Raw genomic sequence first — 18,614 nt, forward strand, 5'->3', positions numbered from 1 at the left:
ATGCAAGCGCTGTGGATGGTGCTCGGGGCCTTTCTGTTCGCCACCATGAGCGTGGTCGTGAAGGTGGCCTCGCAATGGTTCAACAGCGGTGAGATGGTCCTGGGGCGCGGCCTCATCGGCATCGTGTTTCTCTGGCTGCTGGCGCGCAACCGCGGCACCTCGCTGGCCACCAAGTACCCCGGCATGCACGCCTGGCGCAGCACCATCGGCGTGGTGTCGCTCGGTGCGTGGTTCTATGCCATCGCCCACATGCCGCTGGCCACCGCCGTCACGCTCAACTACATGAGCAGCGTGTGGGTCGCGGCCTTCCTGGTCGGCGGCGCGCTGCTGGCCTGGGTGCCGGTGCCCGGGCGCGACGGCCGCATCGAGCGCCCGCCGCTGCAGGGCCCGCTGGTGATGACCGTGCTCGCGGGCTTTGCCGGCGTGGTGCTCATGCTCAAGCCCACGGTGGGCGGCGGCGACGGCTTCGCGGGCATGCTGGGCCTGCTGTCGGGCGTCACGGCCGCCTTCGCCTACATGCAGGTGGTGGCGCTGTCGCGCATCGGCGAGCCCGAGCTGCGCACGGTCTTCTATTTCGCGGTCGGCTCGGCCGTGGCCGGCGCCTTCGCCACGGCCGCGACCGGGTTTTCGGGCGGCAGTTCGTGGACGTGGCAGCATGCGCTGTGGCTGCTGCCGATCGGCCTCTTGGCCGCCCTCGGACAGCTGTGCATGACCCGCGCCTACGCCACCGCCAAGACCCAGGCCGGCACACTGGTGGTGGCAAACCTGCAATATTCGGGCATCGTGTTCGCGGCCTTCTACAGCGTGGTGCTGTTCGACGACCGCATCGACGCGGCCGGCTGGGCCGGCATGGCGCTGATCATCGCCAGCGGCATCGCGGCCACCGTGCTGCGCCAGCGGGCCGTGCCGAAGGCGCCGGCCGAGGAACACTGAACGCAGCAGCCACGGCACCCATCGCCGAACCATTTTTCGAAGGAGCTTTTGCCATGTACACCACCCTCATCTCCGTCGAACAACTCAGGCAGCTGCGCGAGGGCGACTCGCCCCTCATGGTGTTCGACTGCAGCTTCGACCTCATGAAGCCCGAGGCCGGCGCGCAGCTGTATGCCGCCGCCCACATCCCGGGCGCGCAGTACGCCAACCTGGACACCGACCTCAGCGCCAAGCATGGCCTGCCCGGCGCGCGCGGCGACGTGGTGGTGGCGCAGGACGACGGCGTGCCCGCCTCGGGTGGGCGCCATCCGCTGCCCAGCCGCGAGAAGTTCGCGGCCTGGCTGTCGTCGGTGGGTTTCTCGAACACGATGCAGGCCGTGGTCTACGACCGCAACGGCGCCAACTACTGCGGGCGCCTGTGGTGGATGCTCAAGTGGATGGGCCACGACGCCGTGGCCGTGCTCGACGGCGGCCTGCAGGCCTGGCAGGCCGCGGGCGGCGAAGTGACCGACCGCGAAGAGCCGGCGTGCTTCCAGTCGAATTTCGTACAGGGCGAGCCGATCGCCAAGCTCGTGACCACCGACACCGTGGTGCGCCGGCTCGGCCAGCCTGACCAGAACCTGATCGACGCGCGTGCCGGTGCACGTTACCGCGGCGAGGTGGAACCTCTGGACCCGATCGCGGGTCACATCCCCGGGGCCCTGAACCGGCCCTTCGCCGACAACATCGGTCCCGACGGCAAGTTCAAGCCCGCCGCGCAACTGCGCGCCGAGTTCGAAGCGCTGCTCGCGGGGCGCGATGCGGCGACCGTCGTCCACCAGTGCGGCAGCGGCGTGAGCGCCGTGCCCAACCTGCTCGCGATGCAGATCGCGGGGTTCGGGACGACCGCGCTCTATGCCGGCAGCTGGAGCGAATGGAGCAACACGCCGGGGCTGCCGACCCGGCAAGGCGCAGAACCATGATGCACACCCTGCACACCCGACTTCGACGCACGTCCTCCGGCTTCGCACTGACCGCCGCCGCGCTGTTCGCGGCCGCCGCCCTTCCCGCACAGGCCCAGCAACAGCACGCGCATGTGCACGGCCAGCTCAAGCTCGACGTGGCCATCGACGGGCCCACCATCGTGATCGCCATGGAGTCGCCGCTGGACAACATCGTCGGCTTCGAGCGCGCGCCCAAGACCGACGCCGAGAAGAAGACCGTCGAGGCCGCCATCGCCCAGCTGCGCGCGGCCGACAAGCTCTTCACCATCGACCCCGCCGCCAACTGCAAGCTCGGCCCCGTCGACCTGCGCTCCGGCGCGCTCGGCCTGGGCAACCCCGACCCCGCCGAATCGAGCGGCCATGCCGACCTCGACGCCTCTTTCTCCTTCAACTGCACCCAGGCCGCCGCCGCGAAGTTCATCGACGTGAACCTGTTCTCGGCCTTCAAGGGCGCACGCCAGATCGACGTGCAGATCGCCACCGCGCAAGGCCAGTTCAAGCGCCAGCTGAAGCGCCCGAGCGGCGCGCAGGCGGCGCAGCCTTCCCGCCTGACGCTGGGCAAGTGACAGCGTGAGCACCCTCCCGCAGGCCGAGACCACGCACTTGCGCGTCGTGCTCGCCGCCGAAGCCCTGCGCTTCACCTGGCCCGGCGTGAAGACACCCTGCATCGACATCGAGGCCCTGCGCATCACGGCGGGTGAGTCCGTGTTCCTGCACGGCCCGAGCGGCTGCGGCAAGAGCACGCTGCTGTCGCTGCTGGCCGGCGTGCTGGTGGCCGACGAAGGCCGCGTCACGCTGCTGGGCCACGACTGGGCCAAGCTCTCGGGCACGCAGCGCGACCGCGCCCGCGTGGCGCACGTGGGCTACATCTTCCAGCAGTTCAACCTGCTGCCCTACCTGAGCGTGCTCGACAACGTGCTGCTGCCCTGCCGCTTCTCGGCACGGCGCGAGGCGCAGGCCGCGCGCAACGGCAGCTCGCGCGACGAGGCCGAGCACCTGCTCGACCAGATGGGCCTGGACCGCGCGCTGTGGAAGCGCCAGGCGCTGCAGCTGTCCGTGGGCCAGCAGCAGCGCGTGGCCGCGGCGCGCGCGCTCATCGGCCAGCCCGAGGTCGTCATCGCCGACGAGCCCACCTCCGCGCTCGACGAAGACCGGCGCGAAGCCTTTCTCGACGTGCTGCTCACGGCCTGCGCCGTGAACCACAGCGCGCTCGTGTTCGTGAGCCATGACCAGCGCATCGCGCCACGCTTCGCGCGGCACGTGCTGCTGCCGGAGATCAACCGTGCGGCCTCGAGCGCGATGGCGGTGGACGCATGAGAGCCTTGTTTTCCATCGCATGGCGCAGCGCCTGGAACCGCCGCTTCACGCTCGCGCTCACCGTGCTCTCGATCGCGCTGTCGACCTTCCTGCTGCTGGGCGTGGAGCGCATCCGCACCGAGCTGCGCGAGAACTTCGCCTCGTCGGTCTCGGGCACCGACCTCATCGTGGGCGCGCGCACCGGCTCCACGCAACTCCTGCTGTACTCGGTGTTCCGCATCGGCGCGGCCACCAACAACATCTCGTGGAAGAGCGTGCAGGCGCTGCAGGCGCATCCCGGCGTCGACTGGGTGGTGCCGCTGTCGCTCGGCGATTCGCACCGCGGCTTCTCGGTGCTCGCGACCACGCCCGAGTACTTCACGCACTTCCGCTACGGCGACCGCCAGACCTTGAAGCTGCGCGAAGGCAAGCCCTTCGACGCGCTGTTCGATGCCGTGGTCGGCGCCGAGGTGGCCGACAAGCTGGGCTACCACGTGGGCCAGAAGATCACGCTGGCGCACGGCAGCGGCGAACTCAACGTGGCCGAGCATGCCGACAAGCCCTTCACCGTGGTGGGTGTGCTCGCGCGCACCGGCACGCCGGTCGACCGCACGGTGCACATCGGCCTCGCCGCGATGGAGGCCATCCACCTCGAATGGGTGGGCGGCGCGCCGATGCCGGGCGTGAAGATTCCCGCCGAGCAGGTGCGCAAGTTCGACCTCACGCCCAAGAACGTGACGGCCGCGCTGGTGGGCCTGAAGAACCGCGCCGCCGTGTTCGGCGTGCAGCGCTGGATTTCCACCTACACCGGCGAACCGCTGATGGCCATCCTGCCCGGCGTGGCGCTCGACGAGCTGTGGAGCGTGATCGGCATCGGCGAGAACGCGCTGCTGCTGATGTCGGCCCTGGTCGCGCTCGTGAGCCTGGCAGGGCTGGTGTCGGTGGTGATGGCGGGCCTGAACGAACGCCGCCGCGAACTCGCCGTGCTGCGCGCCGTGGGCGCGGGCCTGCGCCACGTGCTGGCGCTGCTGGCGCTCGAAGGCGCATTGGTCACCGTGCTGGGCGTGCTGCTCGGCGTGACGATGGCGGTGCTCGGCATCGCCCTGCTCTCGCCATGGCTGCAGGCGCAGTTCGGGCTGACGCTGAGCCTGTCCGAACCTACACTGAACGAATGGCTGCTGACGGCGAGCCTGCTGGTCGCCGGCTGGCTCGCGAGCCTGCTGCCCGGCATCCGGGCCTACCGCCTGTCGCTGGCCGACGGCCTTTCTCCGAGAATCTGACCATGACGAAGACCTCCACATCCCGCGTGCTCACCGCCTTGTCGATGCTGCTGGCCGGCGCCGGCCTCGCAGCCGCCGCCTGGGCCGCCGAGCCCGCACCGAAGGACACCACCGCGACCAACCCGCTGGGCGGCAAGCCGGCCGCCACCGCGCCGCAGGCCGCGTCGGGCCAGCCGCGCCAGATCAGCTGGGAAGAGCTGGTGCCCAAGGACTGGGACCCGGCCAAGGCCTTCAAGGGCATCGACCTGAGCACGCTCGACGACGGTGACCCGCGCGCCAACGAGCTGCTGATGAAGATGCAGGAGGTGTCGAACAACGCGCCCACCAACCCCGCGCTCAACGGCGTGGAAGTGAAGATCCCCGGCTTCATCGTGCCGCTCGAAGAGGCCAAGGGCGAGGTCACCGAGTTCCTGCTCGTGCCCTACTTCGGCGCCTGCATCCACACGCCGCCGCCGCCGGCCAACCAGATCCTGCACGTCATTCCGCAAAAGGGCGCCAAGTTCCGCGCCATGGACACCGTGTGGGTCACCGGCAAGCTGCAGACGCTGCGCAACGACTCGATGATGGGCGTGAGCGGGTACCACGTGAAGGCCAGCAGCGTCACCAAGTACTCGGGCGGCGCCAAGTAACGACAGAGGTTCTTCCCTGGGCGATCGCCACGTCGCCCGGTGGTCTCGTGGTCCTGCGCCGACAGCACAGGCGGCGCACCGCCGACACAGACCGTTGCATCCGGGGCGCAGGCTGTGTCATCGCCTGCTCTGGCCCGCCGTTGAAGGAGTTCCGGGCACCCTGCCGGCGTCTTCAGGACATGCCAGATGACACCCTCTCCCCACCGCCCCCTTCTTCAGCGGCGCCTCATGGCTTCGCTGTGCGTCGCAGCGTTGTTCGTTGCAGGCTGCGACAAGCCCGCACCACCACCTCCCGCCGCTGAAGCACCGGCCACCCAGGCACCAGCCCCCGCGCCCGTCGCCGCGCCGGTGCCGGCCGCCTACACACCGCCTTCGGCCGAACAGCTCTACCAGTTGGTCGCGCCCATCGCGCTGTACCCCGACAAGCTCGTCGCGCAGATCCTGGCCGGTGCCACCTACCCCGATCAGATCACCGCGGCCCACGGCTGGCTGCAGCAGAACCCCACACTCAAGGCCGGCCCGCTCGCCGACGCCGCCAACCAGCAGCCGTGGGACCCGAGCGTGAAGTCGCTCACCGCGTTCCGGCCCGTGATGGACCAGATGGCCGGCAACATCGCGTGGACCACCTCGCTGGGCAAGGCCTACTACAACGACCCGGCCGACGTGATGAACGCGATCCAGGTGATGCGCCAGCGCGCATCGAAGGCCGGCCGCCTCAAGAACAACGACAAGCTGCGCGTGGCGCGCGCCGCGACGCCGCCCAACTACACGCCCGCGCCCGACATGCAGCCGATGTACGCGGGCCCCCTGGTGATCGAGCCGCCCGACGAACTCATCACCATCGAGCCCGTGCAGCCCGACGTGGTGTACGTGCCGCGCTACGACCCGCAGGTGGTGTACGACATGCCCGTGGCCGTCTACCCCGGCTATGCCTATGCACCGCCGCCGGTGGTGGTCGAGCCCGGCTACAGCCCCGGCCAGGTGGCCGCGGTGGGCGCGCTGGCCTTCGGCAGCGGCGTGATCGTCGGCTCGGCACTGGAGCGCCACGGCTGGGGCTGGAACGCCTGGAACATGAACTGGGGCGCGCCGCGCTGGCGCGACCGCGCGGCACCGCCGCCCCCGGCCTACCGGCCTGCGGTGGTCTACAACAACAGCACGTATGTGTCGCGCTCGACCACGGTGGTCAACAACGTGCGCAACGTCTACAACAACAACTACGCAGGCGATCGCAGCGGCCCGCCGACCGGTGCGGCGGCATGGCAGGCAGCGCAACAGCAAGAGCAGCTGCAACAACAGGCGCGTGCCCAGCAGCAGCAACAACAAGCGCTGATGCAGCAGCAGGCGGCGCAGAACCAGTTGCGCGAGCAACAGCAGGCCCAACAGGAACAGGCTCGGCGCCAGCAACAGGTGCAGCAGGAACAGGCCTTGCGCCAGCGCCAGGACCAGCAGGAGCAGGCACGACGCCAGCAGATGCAGCAGCAACAAGCGGCACAGAACCAGCAACGTCAACAGCAGGCGCAGCAGGAGCAGGCACGGCGTCAGCAGCAGATGCAGCAGGACCAGGCCCTGCGCCAACGCCAGGATCAGCAGGAACAAGCCCGTCGCCAGCAGATGCAGCAACAGCAGGCCACGCAGGACCCGCAGCGTCAACAACAGGCCCAGCAGGAGCAGGCACGGCGCCAGCAGCAAGCGCAGCAGGAACAGGCACTGCGTCAGCGGCAAGACCCGCAGGAGCAGGCCCGTCGCCAACAGATGCAGCAACAGCAGGCCGTGCAGGACCAGCAACGTCAACAACAGGCGCAGCAGGAGCAGGCACGACGTCAGCAGCAAGCGCAACAGGAGCAGGCACTGCGTCAACGCCAGGACCCGCAGGACCAAGCCCGTCGCCAGCAGATGCAGCAGCAACAACAGCAGCAGGCCCAGCAAGAGCAGGCGCGTCGCCAGCAGCAGGCGCAGCAACAGGAACAGGCATTGCGCCAACAACGCCAGGACCAGCAGGAGCAGGGCCGCCGCCAACAGATGCAGCAGCAACAGGCGCAACAGGAACAGCTACGTCGCCAGCAGGAACAGCAGCAGGCCCAGGCCGCCCAGCAACAGCAACGGCAGGCGCAGCAGGAACAGGCCCGGCGCGCGCAGCAGATGCAGCAGCAGGCTCAACAGGAACAGGCCCAGCGAGCGCAGCAGATGCAGCAACAGGCTCAACAGGAGCAGGCCCGTCGTCAGCAGCAGTTGCAACAGCAACAACAGGCGCAGGCCCAGGCCGCACAACAGCAACGCCAGGCCCAGATGGAACAGGCGCGCCAGATGCAGATGCAACAGCAGCAGGCCGCCCAGGCCCAGCAACGCCAGCAACAGGAGCAGATGCAGCGCCAGCAGATGCAGCAACAACAGCAGGCCGCGCAGAACCAGGCGCGCCAGCAGCAGCACCAGCAGGAACAGATGCAACGCCAGCAGGCGCAACAGCAGCAGGCCCAGGCTCAGGCCGCAGCGGCGGCAGCGGCCGCCCATCGCCGCCGTCCGGGCGATCCCAACGCACCGCAGTGAACCCGCGGCCCCTGCCGCGGGTTCACTGCGCGCTACAAACTCAGTTCTTGCCGATCTCGGTCAGCAGCCGCGTCACGAGGTACAGGCGCGGCACGATCGAGTCGACCTCGATGTACTCGTCGCGCGCGTGGTAGCCGAAGCCCGCGAGGCCGAAGCTCTCGACCACCGTGGCCTTGCCCGAGCGGCCCGCGAAGCCCGCGTCGGTGCCGCCGCCGGTCATCGGCGTCAGCGCCAGTTCGCGGTCGAGCTCCTTGTAGATCGCCTGTGCCTTCTCGGCCAGCGCGCGGCCCTTGGCGCCCGCGACGAAGGCCGGGCGGCCCACCTCGACCTTCACCGTGGTCTCGGTATCGGGAATCAGCTTGCCGCTGGCGATCTTGGCCTGCAGCGCCTCGGTGAGTTTCTTCTCGGCGCCGGGCTGCGTGATGCGGATGTCGCCCAGCGCCTGCGCCTTCTCGGTGATCTGGTTGATCGGGCCGGTGGCGCGCGCCACGGTCCAGTTCAGCGTCACGCCGGGGATGTCCTTGGCCAGGTCCTTGGTCTGCAGCATCTGGTACGACAGCTCGTACAGCGCGTTGCGGCCCAGCTCGGGCGCGGCGCCGGCGTGCGCCGCACGGCCCTTCACCTCGAGCGTGGCCTGTGCGATGCCCGCCGCGCCAAGCAGCAGCGACTCGCCCTTGGCCACGGCCTTGGCGGCCGTCGGCTCGAAGGACAGCACGGTGTCGTGCAGGTCGGCCGTGGTGGCGATCAGTTCGCCCGAACCCACCGAGCCCACCTCTTCGTCGGGGTTCACGAGCACGGTGAGCGTGTCGTAGTCACGCCAGCCCGCGTCGGCCAGGATCTTGAGCGACGCCATCATCACCGCGAGGCCGCCCTTGTCGTCGGCGATGCCGGGGCCGTAGATGCGGTTGCCGTCCACCTTGTAAGGCTGGCTGTTCAGGATGCCCGGCGCGTACACCGTGTCCATGTGGCCCTGCAGCATGATCTTGCGCTTGCCCGTGCCCTTGATCGTGCCGATGACGATGTCGGCGCCCGCGCCGGCCGAGGCCTTGCGGCGCTCGGTCTTGAAGCCGGCCGCCTTCAGGCGCCCTTCGATCACGTCGGCCATCTTCATCAGGCCCTCGACGTTCAGGCTGCCCGACTCGATGGACACCATCTCCTTCAGGTTGTCGATGACGGCGGGCTGCGCCTTCTCGGCAGCGGCGAGCAGCTTCGCATCGGGCGCCGCCTGCGCGGTGGCCACGGCGCCCAGCGCCAGGCCGCAGGCCAGGGCGACGGAACGCAGGGAGAAGAAAGACGAGGTACGCATGGTCATGAGAGTCTCTTTTCCTGGAGTGATTGGCGGGCGCCAGCATAGCGACATGGCGGGCGAAGCGGCGCAAATCGGCGACAGCGCCCGGGCGGCGGTTTACAGTGCGCCGCACCCTTCCACACACCGCGCATCGAAGACCATGAGCCTAGCGAACGACGCCAGATTCTGGGACCGCAGCTCGCGCCGCTACGCGAAGAGCGCCATCGCGGACGAGGCCGGCTACGCGCGCACGCTCGAGCGGACCCGCGCCCTGTTCAAGCCCGACGCGCGCGTGCTCGAGCTGGGCTGCGGCACCGGCACGACGGCCCTGCGCCTGGCGGGCCACGTTCGCGCGTACCTGGCGACGGACATCGCCGACGGCATGATCGCCATCGCCGAAGAGAAGCACGCCGCCGCCCCGGTCCCCGGCCTGGCGTTCCGCGTGGCGACCGCCGAGACGCTGGCACCGGGCGAAGGCCCCTTCGACGGCGTGCTGGGGTTCAACTACCTCCACCTGGTGCGCGACCTGCCCGGCACGCTGCGCCGCATCCACGCCCTGCTCGCGCCGCAGGGCCTGTTCGTTTCCAAGACGCCCTGCCTCGGCGACATGACCCCGCTGCTGCGGCTGGCCTTGCTGCCCGCGATGCGCGCGATCGGGCTGGCGCCGCATGCCGGCGTGTTCCGGGCGGCGCAGCTCGGGGCGCATCTGCAGGTGGCCGGCTTCGAGGTCCTTGCGAGCGAGAACCACGCGACGAAGGGTGGCGAGAACCGCCCCTTCATCGTGGAACGCAAGCGGTGACCTGCACTTCGGCGCACGGCGTCGCCCTACCCCGATCCGCTACCATCCGAGCCGCGGTGCAAGCCGCGCCCGGGCCCGCGGGAAGGGTTGAACCCACTTGCCTTCTTCATGACGATCCACAGCCTTTTGTGCAGCCGGATTTGCGGGTCATCGGCGCCTGATGCACGGAGGTTTCCATGAAGCGCATTCCCGCCCGGCCCGACATCGGCCACCTGAAGAAGCAAGCCAAGGAACTGCTGGCGCTCTACCGAAGCAACGACCCCGAGGCCTTTCACCGGTTTCGTAGCGCCTTGCCGGCTGCGTCGGGCAAGACCGATGCCGCCCTCGCAGCCCAAGGCTTGCGCCTGCACGATGCGCAGTCGTGCGTGGCGCGCGAGTACGGCTTCGCCTCGTGGGCCGACCTGCAGGGCTTTGTCCTTGCCCGCAGGGCACAGGCCGATGACCCGGCCCAAGCAGTGCTCCATTGGCTGCGCCTCGTGTACGCGGGCGACATCGCCGGCGGCACGAACCGCGCACGGCCTGCGGCGGCCTTGCGCATGCGCGACGAGAACCCTGCCCTTACGGCGGCTGGCGACCCTTGGGTGGCCTGCGCCATCGGCGATGAAGCCGCACTGCGCCACGCCACCGCGCAAGACCCGGAGTGGGTCCATCGCGCGGGCGGCCCGCTGCAACTGCCACCGCTGGTCGCCGTCACGCATTCCGGCCTGATGCGACTGCCGGGCCATCGCGAACGCCTGCACGCGTGCGCGAAGTTCCTGCTCGACGCCGGCGCGTCCCCCGATCAATCGGCCGGCAACCGCTGGCCTCCCGCATCGCTCGAAGCGCCTGCCGACACCGAGCGGCTGTCCGCGCTGTACGGTGCGGCCGGCCAGAACCACGACCCCGAACTGACCAAGCTGCTGCTCGACGCCGGGGCTGACCCGAACGACGGCGAATCGCTGTATCACTCGCTGGACCAGCCCGCCTGCACGAAGCTGCTGCTGGAAGCCGGCGCGCGCGTGACGGGTTCCAACGCGCTGTACCGGGTGCTCGACCTGGACGACGTCCAGACGCTGCGCCTCCTGCTCGCACACGGCGGCGACGCGAACGAACCGCCGCAGGGCTCGCCCATCTCGGACTGGGGTTCGCCGCTGATGTGGGCCCTTCGCCGCCGCCGTTCACCGGCGCACATCGAGGCCTTGCTGGCCGCTGGCGCGCACCCCAACGTGTTCACGCAAGACGGCACGCCCGCGCACACCGTCGCCCTGCGCTTCGGACTGACCGAGGTCGCGCAGCTGCTGCAGGCCGCGAGCGGCGACCCCGCGCCACTCCCCACCAGCGAGGCCTTCATCGCCGCATGCGCGCGCGGCGACGAAGCCACGGCGCGCAAGCTGCAAGCGCAGCACGCTGGCCTCATCGGCGCGCTCGACCCCACGCAGCTTCGCCTGCTGCCCGAGCTCGCCGCCCAAGGCTGCAGCGACGCTGTGAAGGCGATGGTCACGCTCGGCTGGCCACTCGAAGTCCGTGGCGGCGACTGGGACGCCTCGGCTCTCAACCATGCCGTGTTCTGCGGCGATGCGGCGCTCACCCGGTTTCTGCTCGACCACGGTGCCGACTGGCAGGCGCCGCACGGCTTCGGTGACAACGCCTGCGGCTCCTTGTCGTGGGCCTCGCTCAACGAGCCCGTCGAAGGCGGCGACTGGGTCGGCTGCGCCCAGGCTTTGGTGGCCCACGGCATGCCTCCCGCGCGGCCCGACCCGCAGGACGCGAACGGCGTGCTCATCGGTGCGCGGCGCAGCGTGTTCTCGGACGAGGTCACCGACTTTCTGCTGGGCGCATCGATGGCGTGAAGCGGGACGGTGCCGCGCGCTCAGCGCACCACCATCGCCCCGAACACCGCGATCAACAAGGCCAGGTAGACCTTGGCGTGGACGCGGTCCGGAATGCGCCCGATCCACAGCGCGGCGACGCGGATGCCGATCCACGAACCCACCACGAGCGCCGCCGCCGCGCGCACGTCGACATACCCGACGTGCCACGGCCCGAACGCCGGCGTCGAGGTGGCGGACAGGGCCACGTAGGTGGCCGTGCCCGCCAGCGCCACCGGCAGGGACAGCGGGTTGGCCATGGCCGTCGCGCGGCTCATCTCGATGCCGCGACGGCGCATGAGCGGCACCGTCATCACGCTGCCGCCGACGCCAAGGAAGGCAGCAATCCAGCCGATCGCCAGGCCCGACAGCGCCGTGGCCGTGAGAGAGGGCGCAGCCTTGCCCGCCACGGCCGGCGAAAGAAAGCCGGGGCGCAGCCAGCAGTCCACGATGGTCAGCGCGAGGTACGCCGCAAACGCCCAGCGCAGCCATTCCCCGTGGACAGCAGTGGCGGCCAGCGCACCCAGCACCGCACCGGCACCGATGACGCCCAGCAGCGGCCTGATGTGCGACCAGTCCAGCGTTCCTGCACGCTGATGCCGCCACGTGGCCAGCAACGCGCCGAAGACCATCACGCAGGTGGAGGTGGCCACCGCGATCTGCATGGCCGACTGCCCGACGGCGCTGTCGGCCGCATTCAGCTGGGACAGCAACTGGTAGAGCAACGGGACCACGACGAATCCACCGCCGAAACCGAACAGCACGGTGGTGACGCCCGTCAGGCATCCACACACCACCAACATCACATACAACGACACAAGGCACTCCATCGACACGGAAAGAAGCCTCGAGGCTAGAGTCCGAGGGGCTGGCGCGCTTGCGATGTTCGGTCAACAATATTTGCGTTCCGGCCAACCCATGAATCCGCTGCCGTGCGCAACCAGTCCCTCGACACCCTCGACCCCACGCCCCGCGCCGTGCTGGCCATCGGCACCGACTACGCGCCCGGCACACTGCTCGAAATGCACAGCCACCGCCGCGCCCAGTTTCTCTACGGCGCGACCGGGCTGATGGAGGTGGGCACGGACGACGGCGCCTGGGTCGTGCCGCCGCACAGCGGCGTCTGGATTCCGGCCGGCAAGCCGCACCGGGTGCGGATGGTGGGCGTCAGCACGCGCAGCCTCTACATCGAGCCGGCCGCTGTGCCGCGCGGCGGTCCGCAGTGCGAAGTGCTGGCCGTGTCGCCACTGCTGCGGCAGCTGCTGATCGAGGCCATCGACGTGCCGGCGCTGTACGACGAACGCGGCCGCGACGGCCTGTTGATGTCGCTGGTGCTGAAAGAAGTCGGCCGCGCGGCGGCCCTGCCCTTCTTCGCGCCGCTGCCGGGCGAGCCGCGGCTGGCGGCGCTGTGCATCGCCTTCCTGCACGCGCCCGACGTGCGCACCTCGCCCCTGGCCTGGGCGCAGCAGCTGCACCAGAGCGAACGCACCTTCAGCCGGTTCTTCCGCCAGCACACCGGGATGGCGTTCGCCGAATGGCGCAGCCAGGCCTGCCTGCTCTCGGCCATGGCCCAGCTGGCAACGGGCCGGCCGGTGACCGCGGTGGCGCTTCAGCTGGGCTACGACAACCCGGGCGCCTTCTCCACCATGTTCCGCAAGCGGCTCGGGCAGAAGCCTTCGGCGTTCATCGCGGCCTGAGGCGCAGTTTCTCGCCCGCGGCGATGCATGGCATTCTTCGCCTGCTTGCCACCGATTCACAGGGAGTGAAACCAATGAAGCCTCGTCTGCCCAAGCACCGCGCCGTGCTGGCATGCCACCTCGTCGCATCCGCCTGCGCTGCTGCGACCTTGCTGGCTGCAGTTCCCACACACGCCGCCGACACCTGGACCGAGATCGCCACCACCCCTCGCAAGCAGGTGCTGCTGCAGCGCGATTCGGTCAAGCCGCATGGCGATGCCGTGGAAGCGTGGACGCTCTACCGCTACGACGAACTGCAGACCGACGTGGGCAAGACCCCGTTTCGCACCTCGCGCTATCTCTACGACTACGACTGCAAGGGCCGGCGTGAAAAGATGCGCCGCGTCGTGAGCCACAACGGGCCGTTGGAAGTGCACGACATCGACCTCGCCTGGCGCAGCGAGTGGAAGGCCGTGGGCGGCCCGACCACGGTGAGCGGCATCGTGTTCAAGCGCGTGTGCGCGCAGGTGCGCTGACCAAAAAGACGCACGGGCGCTTTCCAGCAACGTGAAGAGGGCCTGAGGGCCCTGCGTTGCCAGCAGGAACGGCCGCTGCTACGATGCCCTTCCGCGGGAAAACAGCCTCCCGCGCTGCAAAGCAAGACGGTGTCCCGTCCAAGCGCTGGTGACCCTCAACGGAGTTTTCCGTGGACACCGCCTTGCCTGACGCCCCCTCTGCGCTTCCTGCGCCCCCTGCCCCCATTTCCTTTGCCGAAGCGCTTCGCTTCTGGCTCAAGCTCGGCTTCATCAGCTTCGGCGGGCCCGCCGGGCAGATCGCGATCATGCATGCGGAGCTGGTCGAGCGGCGGCGCTGGATCAGCGAGAAGCGCTTCCTGCATGCGCTGAACTTCTGCATGCTGCTGCCCGGCCCCGAGGCGCAGCAGCTGGCCACCTACATCGGCTGGCTCATGCACCGCACGCGCGGCGGCCTCGTGGCCGGCGCCCTGTTCGTGCTGCCCTCGCTGTTCATCCTCATCGCGCTGTCGTGGGTCTACCTGCGCTTCGGCAACGTGCCCGTAGTGGCCGGCATCTTCTATGGCATCAAGCCCGCCGTCACCGCGCTGGTGCTGCATGCGGCGCACCGCATCGGCAGCCGCGCGTTGAAGAACCGGTGGATGTGGGGCATCGCCGCCGCGGCCTTCGTCGCCATCTTCGCGTTCGACACGCCGTTTCCGGCGATCGTGCTGGCGGCCGGCCTCATCGGCCACTTCGGCGCGCGACGGGCGCCCGAGGTGTTCGCGCTCGGCGGCGGCCATGGCAGCGCGCAGCAGCACTACGGCCCGGCGCTGATCGACGACGACACGCCCACGCCGGCGCACGCGCGCTTTTCCCGCGCGCACCTGCTGAAGATCCTGGGCATCGGCCTGGGCCTGTGGCTGCTGGCCATGGGCGTGCTCGTGGCGACCCAGGGCCTGCACGGCACGCTCACGCAGATGGGTGGGTTCTTCACCAAGGCCGCGCTGCTGACCTTCGGCGGCGCCTATGCCGTGCTGCCCTACGTGTACCAGGGGGCCGTCGAGCAGTACCACTGGCTCTCGGGCGCGCAGATGATCGACGGGCTGGCGCTGGGAGAAACCACGCCGGGGCCGCTCATCATGGTCGTGGCCTTCGTCGGCTTCGTCGGCGGCTGGCTGACGCAGGTGCTGGGGCCCGACTCGCTGTTCTTCGGCGGCGCACTGGCCGCGACGGTCGTCACCTTCTTCACCTTCCTGCCCTCATTCATCTTCATCCTGGCCGGCGGGCCTGCCATCGAGGCCACGCACGGCAGGCTGGGCTTCACGGCGCCGCTGTCGGCGATCACCGCGGCGGTGGTGGGCGTGATCCTGAACCTGGCGCTGTTCTTCGCGTACCACGTGCTCTGGCCGCATGGCTTCGCGGGCCGCTTCGACGCGATCTCGGCGGTGATGGCCGTGGCCGCGGCCATCGCCCTGTTCCGCTTCAAGGTCGGCGTGATGCCGCTGCTCGGTGCCTGCGCGGCCATCGGGCTGGCGCTCACGTGGCTGTCTGCCCTGCCGCGCTGAAGGAGTTCCCATGGACGCCCGGCCCCAACCATTGCCCTTCGACCCCGCCACGCTGCGTGGCTTGTCGCAGAAGCTTCTGAACAGCCATCACCAGAACAACTATGGCGGCGCCGTCAAGCGCCTCAACGCCATCCGCGCGCAGCTCGCTGCGGCATCGTTCGCCGCCATGCCCGGCTTCGAACTCAATGGTCTCAAGCGCGAAGAGCTCATCGCCACCAACTCGATGCTGCTGCACGAGCTGTACTTCGCCTCGCTCGGCGGCGACGGCCGGACGATGGAGCCCGCCATGGCGCTCGCCCTGGCGGCCAGCTTCGGCAGCGTCGACCGATGGCGCGAGGAATTCGCAGCGATGGGCAAGGCGCTTGGCGGCGGCTCGGGCTGGGTGCTGCTCACCTTCCAGCCGCGCGAGGGCACGCTGGTCAACCAATGGGCCGCCGACCACACCCATGCGCTGGCAGGCGGCACGCCGCTGCTGGCGCTGGACATGTACGAGCACGCCTACCACCTGGACCACGGCGCCGCCGCCGGTGCGTATGTCGATGCCTTCATGGCCAACATCGACTGGGCCCCGGTGTACGCGCGCTACCAGCAGGCGGTGCACGCCGCCAGTGAGCCCTTCGGCGCGACAGCTGACGACGTGGCCGGCTCGATGCTGCTCGACGTGCGCCGCGCCGGCGTGTTCGCGCAGGCCGCGTCGATGCTCCCCGGTGCCCGCTGGCGCGACCCGGCGGCGGTCGATCGCTGGGCCGCCGAACTGCCGGCCGACCGCGCGCTGGTCGTCTACTGCGTGTACGGCCACGAGGTGGGGCGCAGCACGGCCCTGCGTCTGCGCGCCGCGGGCCTGGACGCACGCTATCTGCGCGGCGGCATCGACGGCTGGCAGGCCGCCGGCCGTCCGCTCGAACCCAAGCCTGCCGACCCAGGAGCAACGCCATGAAATGGATCACCCGCGAACGCCCGAAGATCGACCGCATCGCCTGCCCGTGGCTGATCCTGCGCTTCATCGACCGCGAGGCCGAGTTTCTCTACGTGCCGCCGGCCGACGTGCTGGCCATGGCGCAAAGCACCGGCGCCACGCCCTACGACATTCCGGGCGTGGAGATGAGCCACGTCGGCGAGCGCTGCAGCTTCGATGCCTTCCTCGCGAAGTACCGGCTCACCGAGCCTGCGCTGCACCAGATGGCCGACATCGTGCGCGGTGCGGACACCTCGCGGCTCGACCTCACGCCGCAGTCGGCGGGGCTCTACGCCATCTCGCTGGGCCTGTCGCGCGTGTTCGCCGATGACCACGCCATGCTGCAGCATGGGCTGGTGATATACGACGCGCTGTATGCGTGGTGCAGCGAGGGCCGCGGCGAGACGCACAACTGGCCGCCGAAGATGCCGGCGTGAAGCGGGTCGGAGGACGATGGCCTGCCTTGCCGGAAGCGCGCTAACATTTCGCCCGGCTCCGCCGCACCACCCGGGTCGGACCCTTGAGCGCACAGCGACAACCCAGGGTGTCACCGCAAATGGAGCGTCCCGATGTGGAGCATCCTGGCCGACCTTGTCGTCGGCATCTTCGATTTCGTTCTCGATGTCCTGCTGTTCCGCGGCCTGCGCCGCAAGCACGGCCAGCGCAACCGCAGCGTGGCGGAAGACACCGTCGAGGTCGCGCGCTTCGATTTCGTCACGCTGACTTTCATCGCGCTGGTCAGCGTCGGCTTGATGCTGATCCTGGCGCTCGGATTCGATGTGCCGGCGGGCTGGAGCGTGGGCATCGGCATCACCGTCGGCGCGATCTGGGGCCTCTGGCGGTACGCCCAGCTGGTTCGTGAATGAGTGAGTGATGAACGCATGAAGCATTCAAGAGGGTCAACGATGCCGGGCGTGACTCGTTTCGCGTGCCTGGCCACGGGGCTGTCGATCGCAGCCGCCGCCCTGCTCGCTGCTGGCTCCGCCGCGGCCCAGTCCCTCGCCTGCAACGGCTACCTCGTCGGAAAAGGAGCGTCGCCCGCGACCTTGCTCCAGACCTGCGGCGAGCCGGTCTACCGGCAGGCGGTCTGCGTGCCGATGGTGCAGCTGGGCTGGGTCCTCACGCCCTATCGGCCGGGCAGCCCCGAGGCGGTGCTGGCCAATCAATGCGTACCGATGGAAGAGTGGACCTACGACCGCGGGCCGGGCACCTTCTTCGGCATCGTGCGCATCTACAACGGCACGATCGAATCGGTGCGCGATGGGGACCGCGGCCGTTAGGGAAGGGGCGACCGATCAGCGCGCCCGAAACGCCCGGCAACATCTCCGGTACCCACTACAGGGGAGGACGCCCGCGCAACGGCGTTGACGACGATGCCTGGCAGGGCCACCATGGCCCATGGTCCCCGTCACGCATGCCCAGACAGGCAACGGACTCGTTGGAGCAAGGGAGCAGGCCCGCTCTGTTCAGAGCTTTCAAGGAGTTCCCATGGCCGACGAAAGCGACAAGGTGTTCACGGGCTCGATCCCGAAGTTCTACGACACGCTGATGGTCCCCCTGATCTTCGAGGGCTACGCCGTCGACGCGGCCGCCCTGGTCGCTGCGTTCTCGCCCGGCGCGGTGCTGGAAACGGCGGCCGGCAGCGGCGCGGTCACGCGGATGCTGGCACCCCAGCTCGGTACCGGTGCGCGCTACGTGGTGACCGACCTCAACCCCGCCATGCTCGACTACGCCGTCACCCGGCAGGCGAGGGACAACCTCATCGAATGGCGGCAGGCCGACGCGCTCGCTTTGCCGTTCGAGAATGCCTCCTTCGATGTGGTCCTGTGCCAGTTCGGCGCCATGTTCTTCCCGGACCGTGTCGCCGGCTACAGCGAAGCGCGCCGCGTGCTGAAACCCGGCGGGCGCTTCGTGTTCAGCGTCTGGGACCGCATCGAAGACAACGCCTTCGCCGACGACGTCACCCGCGCCGTCGCCACCGTGTTCCCGGACGACCCGCCGCGCTTTCTCGCGCGCACGCCGCACGGCTACCACGACGTCGCACAGATCCGCGACGACCTGCGCCGCGCGGGGTTCACCGACATCGAGATCCGGACGCACGAGAAGCTGAGCCGCTCGCCCTCGGCACGCGAGGTGGCGGTGGCCTACTGCCAGGGCACGCCGTTGCGCAACGAGATCGAGGCGCGCGACGCAAGCCTGCTCCAGCTTGCGACCGACCGCGCGGAGGAGGCGATTGCCAGCCGGCATGGCACCGGGCCGGTGGCGGGCAAGATCCAGGCGCACGTCATCGTGGCGACGGGGTAG

At 69.5% G+C, this 18,614-nt stretch carries 19 protein-coding genes; 17 read left to right on the plus strand and 2 right to left on the minus strand.

Annotated features, from left to right (window positions below; genetic code table 11):
* From AC07O4_RS19915 to AC07O4_RS19945, 7 genes are all read left to right on the plus strand, one after another.
* Positions 1 to 933: a DMT family transporter gene (locus AC07O4_RS19915; protein ID WP_070061818.1), complete on the plus strand. Its 933-nt coding sequence runs from the start codon at positions 1 to 3 to the stop codon at positions 931 to 933.
* Between the two features lie 53 nt (positions 934 to 986).
* Complete coding sequence (locus tag AC07O4_RS19920) at positions 987 to 1,895, plus strand: sulfurtransferase (RefSeq protein WP_495305433.1); 909 nt, start codon at positions 987 to 989, stop codon at positions 1,893 to 1,895.
* Positions 1,892 to 2,482, plus strand: a complete 591-nt coding sequence (locus AC07O4_RS19925; RefSeq protein ID WP_495305434.1) for a DUF2796 domain-containing protein — start codon at positions 1,892 to 1,894, stop codon at positions 2,480 to 2,482. Before AC07O4_RS19920 ends, AC07O4_RS19925 begins: the two co-directional genes overlap by 4 nt.
* Before the next feature lie 4 nt (positions 2,483 to 2,486).
* A complete protein-coding gene (locus AC07O4_RS19930) occupies positions 2,487 to 3,233 on the plus strand; it encodes an ABC transporter ATP-binding protein (protein WP_095946849.1) in 747 nt (248 codons plus the stop codon).
* Positions 3,230 to 4,492, plus strand: coding sequence for an ABC transporter permease (locus AC07O4_RS19935; protein WP_495305435.1), 1,263 nt, complete (start codon positions 3,230 to 3,232; stop codon positions 4,490 to 4,492). The genes AC07O4_RS19930 and AC07O4_RS19935 overlap by 4 nt, the downstream gene beginning before the upstream one ends.
* A gap of 2 nt (positions 4,493 to 4,494) precedes the next feature.
* A complete protein-coding gene (locus tag AC07O4_RS19940) occupies positions 4,495 to 5,121 on the plus strand; it encodes a DUF3299 domain-containing protein (protein WP_495305436.1) in 627 nt (208 codons plus the stop codon).
* Between the two features lie 228 nt (positions 5,122 to 5,349).
* Positions 5,350 to 7,665, plus strand: coding sequence for a DUF3300 domain-containing protein (locus tag AC07O4_RS19945; RefSeq protein WP_495305437.1), 2,316 nt, complete (start codon positions 5,350 to 5,352; stop codon positions 7,663 to 7,665).
* Positions 7,666 to 7,705: 40 nt separating this feature from the next.
* Here AC07O4_RS19945 and AC07O4_RS19950 read toward each other — a convergent pair whose 3' ends face one another.
* Positions 7,706 to 8,977: a M20/M25/M40 family metallo-hydrolase gene (locus AC07O4_RS19950; protein ID WP_062468836.1), complete on the minus strand. Its 1,272-nt coding sequence runs from the start codon at positions 8,975 to 8,977 to the stop codon at positions 7,706 to 7,708.
* A gap of 136 nt (positions 8,978 to 9,113) precedes the next feature.
* Between AC07O4_RS19950 and AC07O4_RS19955 the strand changes: the two genes are divergently transcribed.
* Positions 9,114 to 9,752 (plus strand): class I SAM-dependent methyltransferase, encoded by a 639-nt coding sequence (locus AC07O4_RS19955; RefSeq protein ID WP_495305438.1) that lies wholly within the window; start codon positions 9,114 to 9,116, stop codon positions 9,750 to 9,752.
* 176 nt (positions 9,753 to 9,928) lie between these two features.
* A complete protein-coding gene (locus AC07O4_RS19960; RefSeq protein WP_495305439.1) occupies positions 9,929 to 11,581 on the plus strand; it encodes an ankyrin repeat domain-containing protein in 1,653 nt (550 codons plus the stop codon).
* Positions 11,582 to 11,601: 20 nt separating this feature from the next.
* Here the strand turns inward: AC07O4_RS19960 and AC07O4_RS19965 are convergent, their stop codons facing one another.
* A complete protein-coding gene (locus AC07O4_RS19965) occupies positions 11,602 to 12,429 on the minus strand; it encodes a sulfite exporter TauE/SafE family protein (RefSeq protein WP_159274644.1) in 828 nt (275 codons plus the stop codon).
* A gap of 102 nt (positions 12,430 to 12,531) precedes the next feature.
* Here AC07O4_RS19965 and AC07O4_RS19970 point away from each other — a divergent pair, with 102 nt between their 5' ends.
* The 8 genes from AC07O4_RS19970 to AC07O4_RS20005 all read left to right on the plus strand — a co-directional run bounded on the left by AC07O4_RS19970 (position 12,532) and on the right by AC07O4_RS20005 (position 18,614).
* Positions 12,532 to 13,296: an AraC family transcriptional regulator gene (locus AC07O4_RS19970; RefSeq protein ID WP_159274593.1), complete on the plus strand. Its 765-nt coding sequence runs from the start codon at positions 12,532 to 12,534 to the stop codon at positions 13,294 to 13,296.
* A 74-nt stretch (positions 13,297 to 13,370) separates the two neighbouring features.
* A complete protein-coding gene (locus tag AC07O4_RS19975) occupies positions 13,371 to 13,811 on the plus strand; it encodes a surface-adhesin E family protein (protein WP_159274592.1) in 441 nt (146 codons plus the stop codon).
* A 170-nt stretch (positions 13,812 to 13,981) separates the two neighbouring features.
* Positions 13,982 to 15,355: a chromate efflux transporter gene (gene chrA, locus AC07O4_RS19980; protein WP_495305440.1), complete on the plus strand. Its 1,374-nt coding sequence runs from the start codon at positions 13,982 to 13,984 to the stop codon at positions 15,353 to 15,355.
* Positions 15,356 to 15,365: 10 nt separating this feature from the next.
* Positions 15,366 to 16,292 (plus strand): Fe-Mn family superoxide dismutase, encoded by a 927-nt coding sequence (locus AC07O4_RS19985; protein ID WP_159274590.1) that lies wholly within the window; start codon positions 15,366 to 15,368, stop codon positions 16,290 to 16,292.
* Complete coding sequence (locus tag AC07O4_RS19990) at positions 16,289 to 16,747, plus strand: chromate resistance protein ChrB domain-containing protein (protein WP_159274589.1); 459 nt, start codon at positions 16,289 to 16,291, stop codon at positions 16,745 to 16,747. Before AC07O4_RS19985 ends, AC07O4_RS19990 begins: the two co-directional genes overlap by 4 nt.
* A 132-nt stretch (positions 16,748 to 16,879) precedes the next feature.
* Positions 16,880 to 17,176, plus strand: a complete 297-nt coding sequence (locus tag AC07O4_RS19995) for a hypothetical protein (RefSeq protein WP_159274588.1) — start codon at positions 16,880 to 16,882, stop codon at positions 17,174 to 17,176.
* A 48-nt stretch (positions 17,177 to 17,224) separates the two neighbouring features.
* The gene (locus AC07O4_RS20000) at positions 17,225 to 17,590 is read left to right on the plus strand and encodes a DUF2845 domain-containing protein (protein ID WP_235944273.1); all 366 of its coding nucleotides are present in this window, start codon (positions 17,225 to 17,227) and stop codon (positions 17,588 to 17,590) included.
* A 208-nt stretch (positions 17,591 to 17,798) separates the two neighbouring features.
* Positions 17,799 to 18,614, plus strand: coding sequence for a class I SAM-dependent methyltransferase (locus AC07O4_RS20005; RefSeq protein WP_159274586.1), 816 nt, complete (start codon positions 17,799 to 17,801; stop codon positions 18,612 to 18,614).

The organism is Variovorax sp. GW821-FHT09D04, from assembly GCF_059416405.1.

Bases quoted from the DNA above. Each gene is read 5' to 3' on its own strand.
- AC07O4_RS19940 (WP_495305436.1), top strand. From the start codon at position 4,495: ATGACGAAGACCTCCACATCCCGCGTGCTCACCGCCTTGTCGATGCTG.
- AC07O4_RS19915 (WP_070061818.1), top strand. From the start codon at position 1: ATGCAAGCGCTGTGGATGGTGCTCGGGGCCTTTCTGTTCGCCACCATG.
- AC07O4_RS19925 (WP_495305434.1), top strand. From the start codon at position 1,892: ATGATGCACACCCTGCACACCCGACTTCGACGCACGTCCTCCGGCTTC.
- AC07O4_RS19995 (WP_159274588.1), top strand. From the start codon at position 16,880: ATGTGGAGCATCCTGGCCGACCTTGTCGTCGGCATCTTCGATTTCGTT.
- AC07O4_RS19985 (WP_159274590.1), top strand. From the start codon at position 15,366: ATGGACGCCCGGCCCCAACCATTGCCCTTCGACCCCGCCACGCTGCGT.
- AC07O4_RS19920 (WP_495305433.1), top strand. From the start codon at position 987: ATGTACACCACCCTCATCTCCGTCGAACAACTCAGGCAGCTGCGCGAG.
- AC07O4_RS19935 (WP_495305435.1), top strand. From the start codon at position 3,230: ATGAGAGCCTTGTTTTCCATCGCATGGCGCAGCGCCTGGAACCGCCGC.
- AC07O4_RS19945 (WP_495305437.1), top strand. From the start codon at position 5,350: ATGGCTTCGCTGTGCGTCGCAGCGTTGTTCGTTGCAGGCTGCGACAAG.
- AC07O4_RS19990 (WP_159274589.1), top strand. From the start codon at position 16,289: ATGAAATGGATCACCCGCGAACGCCCGAAGATCGACCGCATCGCCTGC.
- AC07O4_RS19960 (WP_495305439.1), top strand. From the start codon at position 9,929: ATGAAGCGCATTCCCGCCCGGCCCGACATCGGCCACCTGAAGAAGCAA.
- AC07O4_RS19965 (WP_159274644.1), bottom strand. From the start codon at position 12,429: ATGGAGTGCCTTGTGTCGTTGTATGTGATGTTGGTGGTGTGTGGATGC.
- AC07O4_RS19955 (WP_495305438.1), top strand. From the start codon at position 9,114: ATGAGCCTAGCGAACGACGCCAGATTCTGGGACCGCAGCTCGCGCCGC.
- AC07O4_RS19950 (WP_062468836.1), bottom strand. From the start codon at position 8,977: ATGACCATGCGTACCTCGTCTTTCTTCTCCCTGCGTTCCGTCGCCCTG.
- AC07O4_RS19975 (WP_159274592.1), top strand. From the start codon at position 13,371: ATGAAGCCTCGTCTGCCCAAGCACCGCGCCGTGCTGGCATGCCACCTC.
- AC07O4_RS20005 (WP_159274586.1), top strand. From the start codon at position 17,799: ATGGCCGACGAAAGCGACAAGGTGTTCACGGGCTCGATCCCGAAGTTC.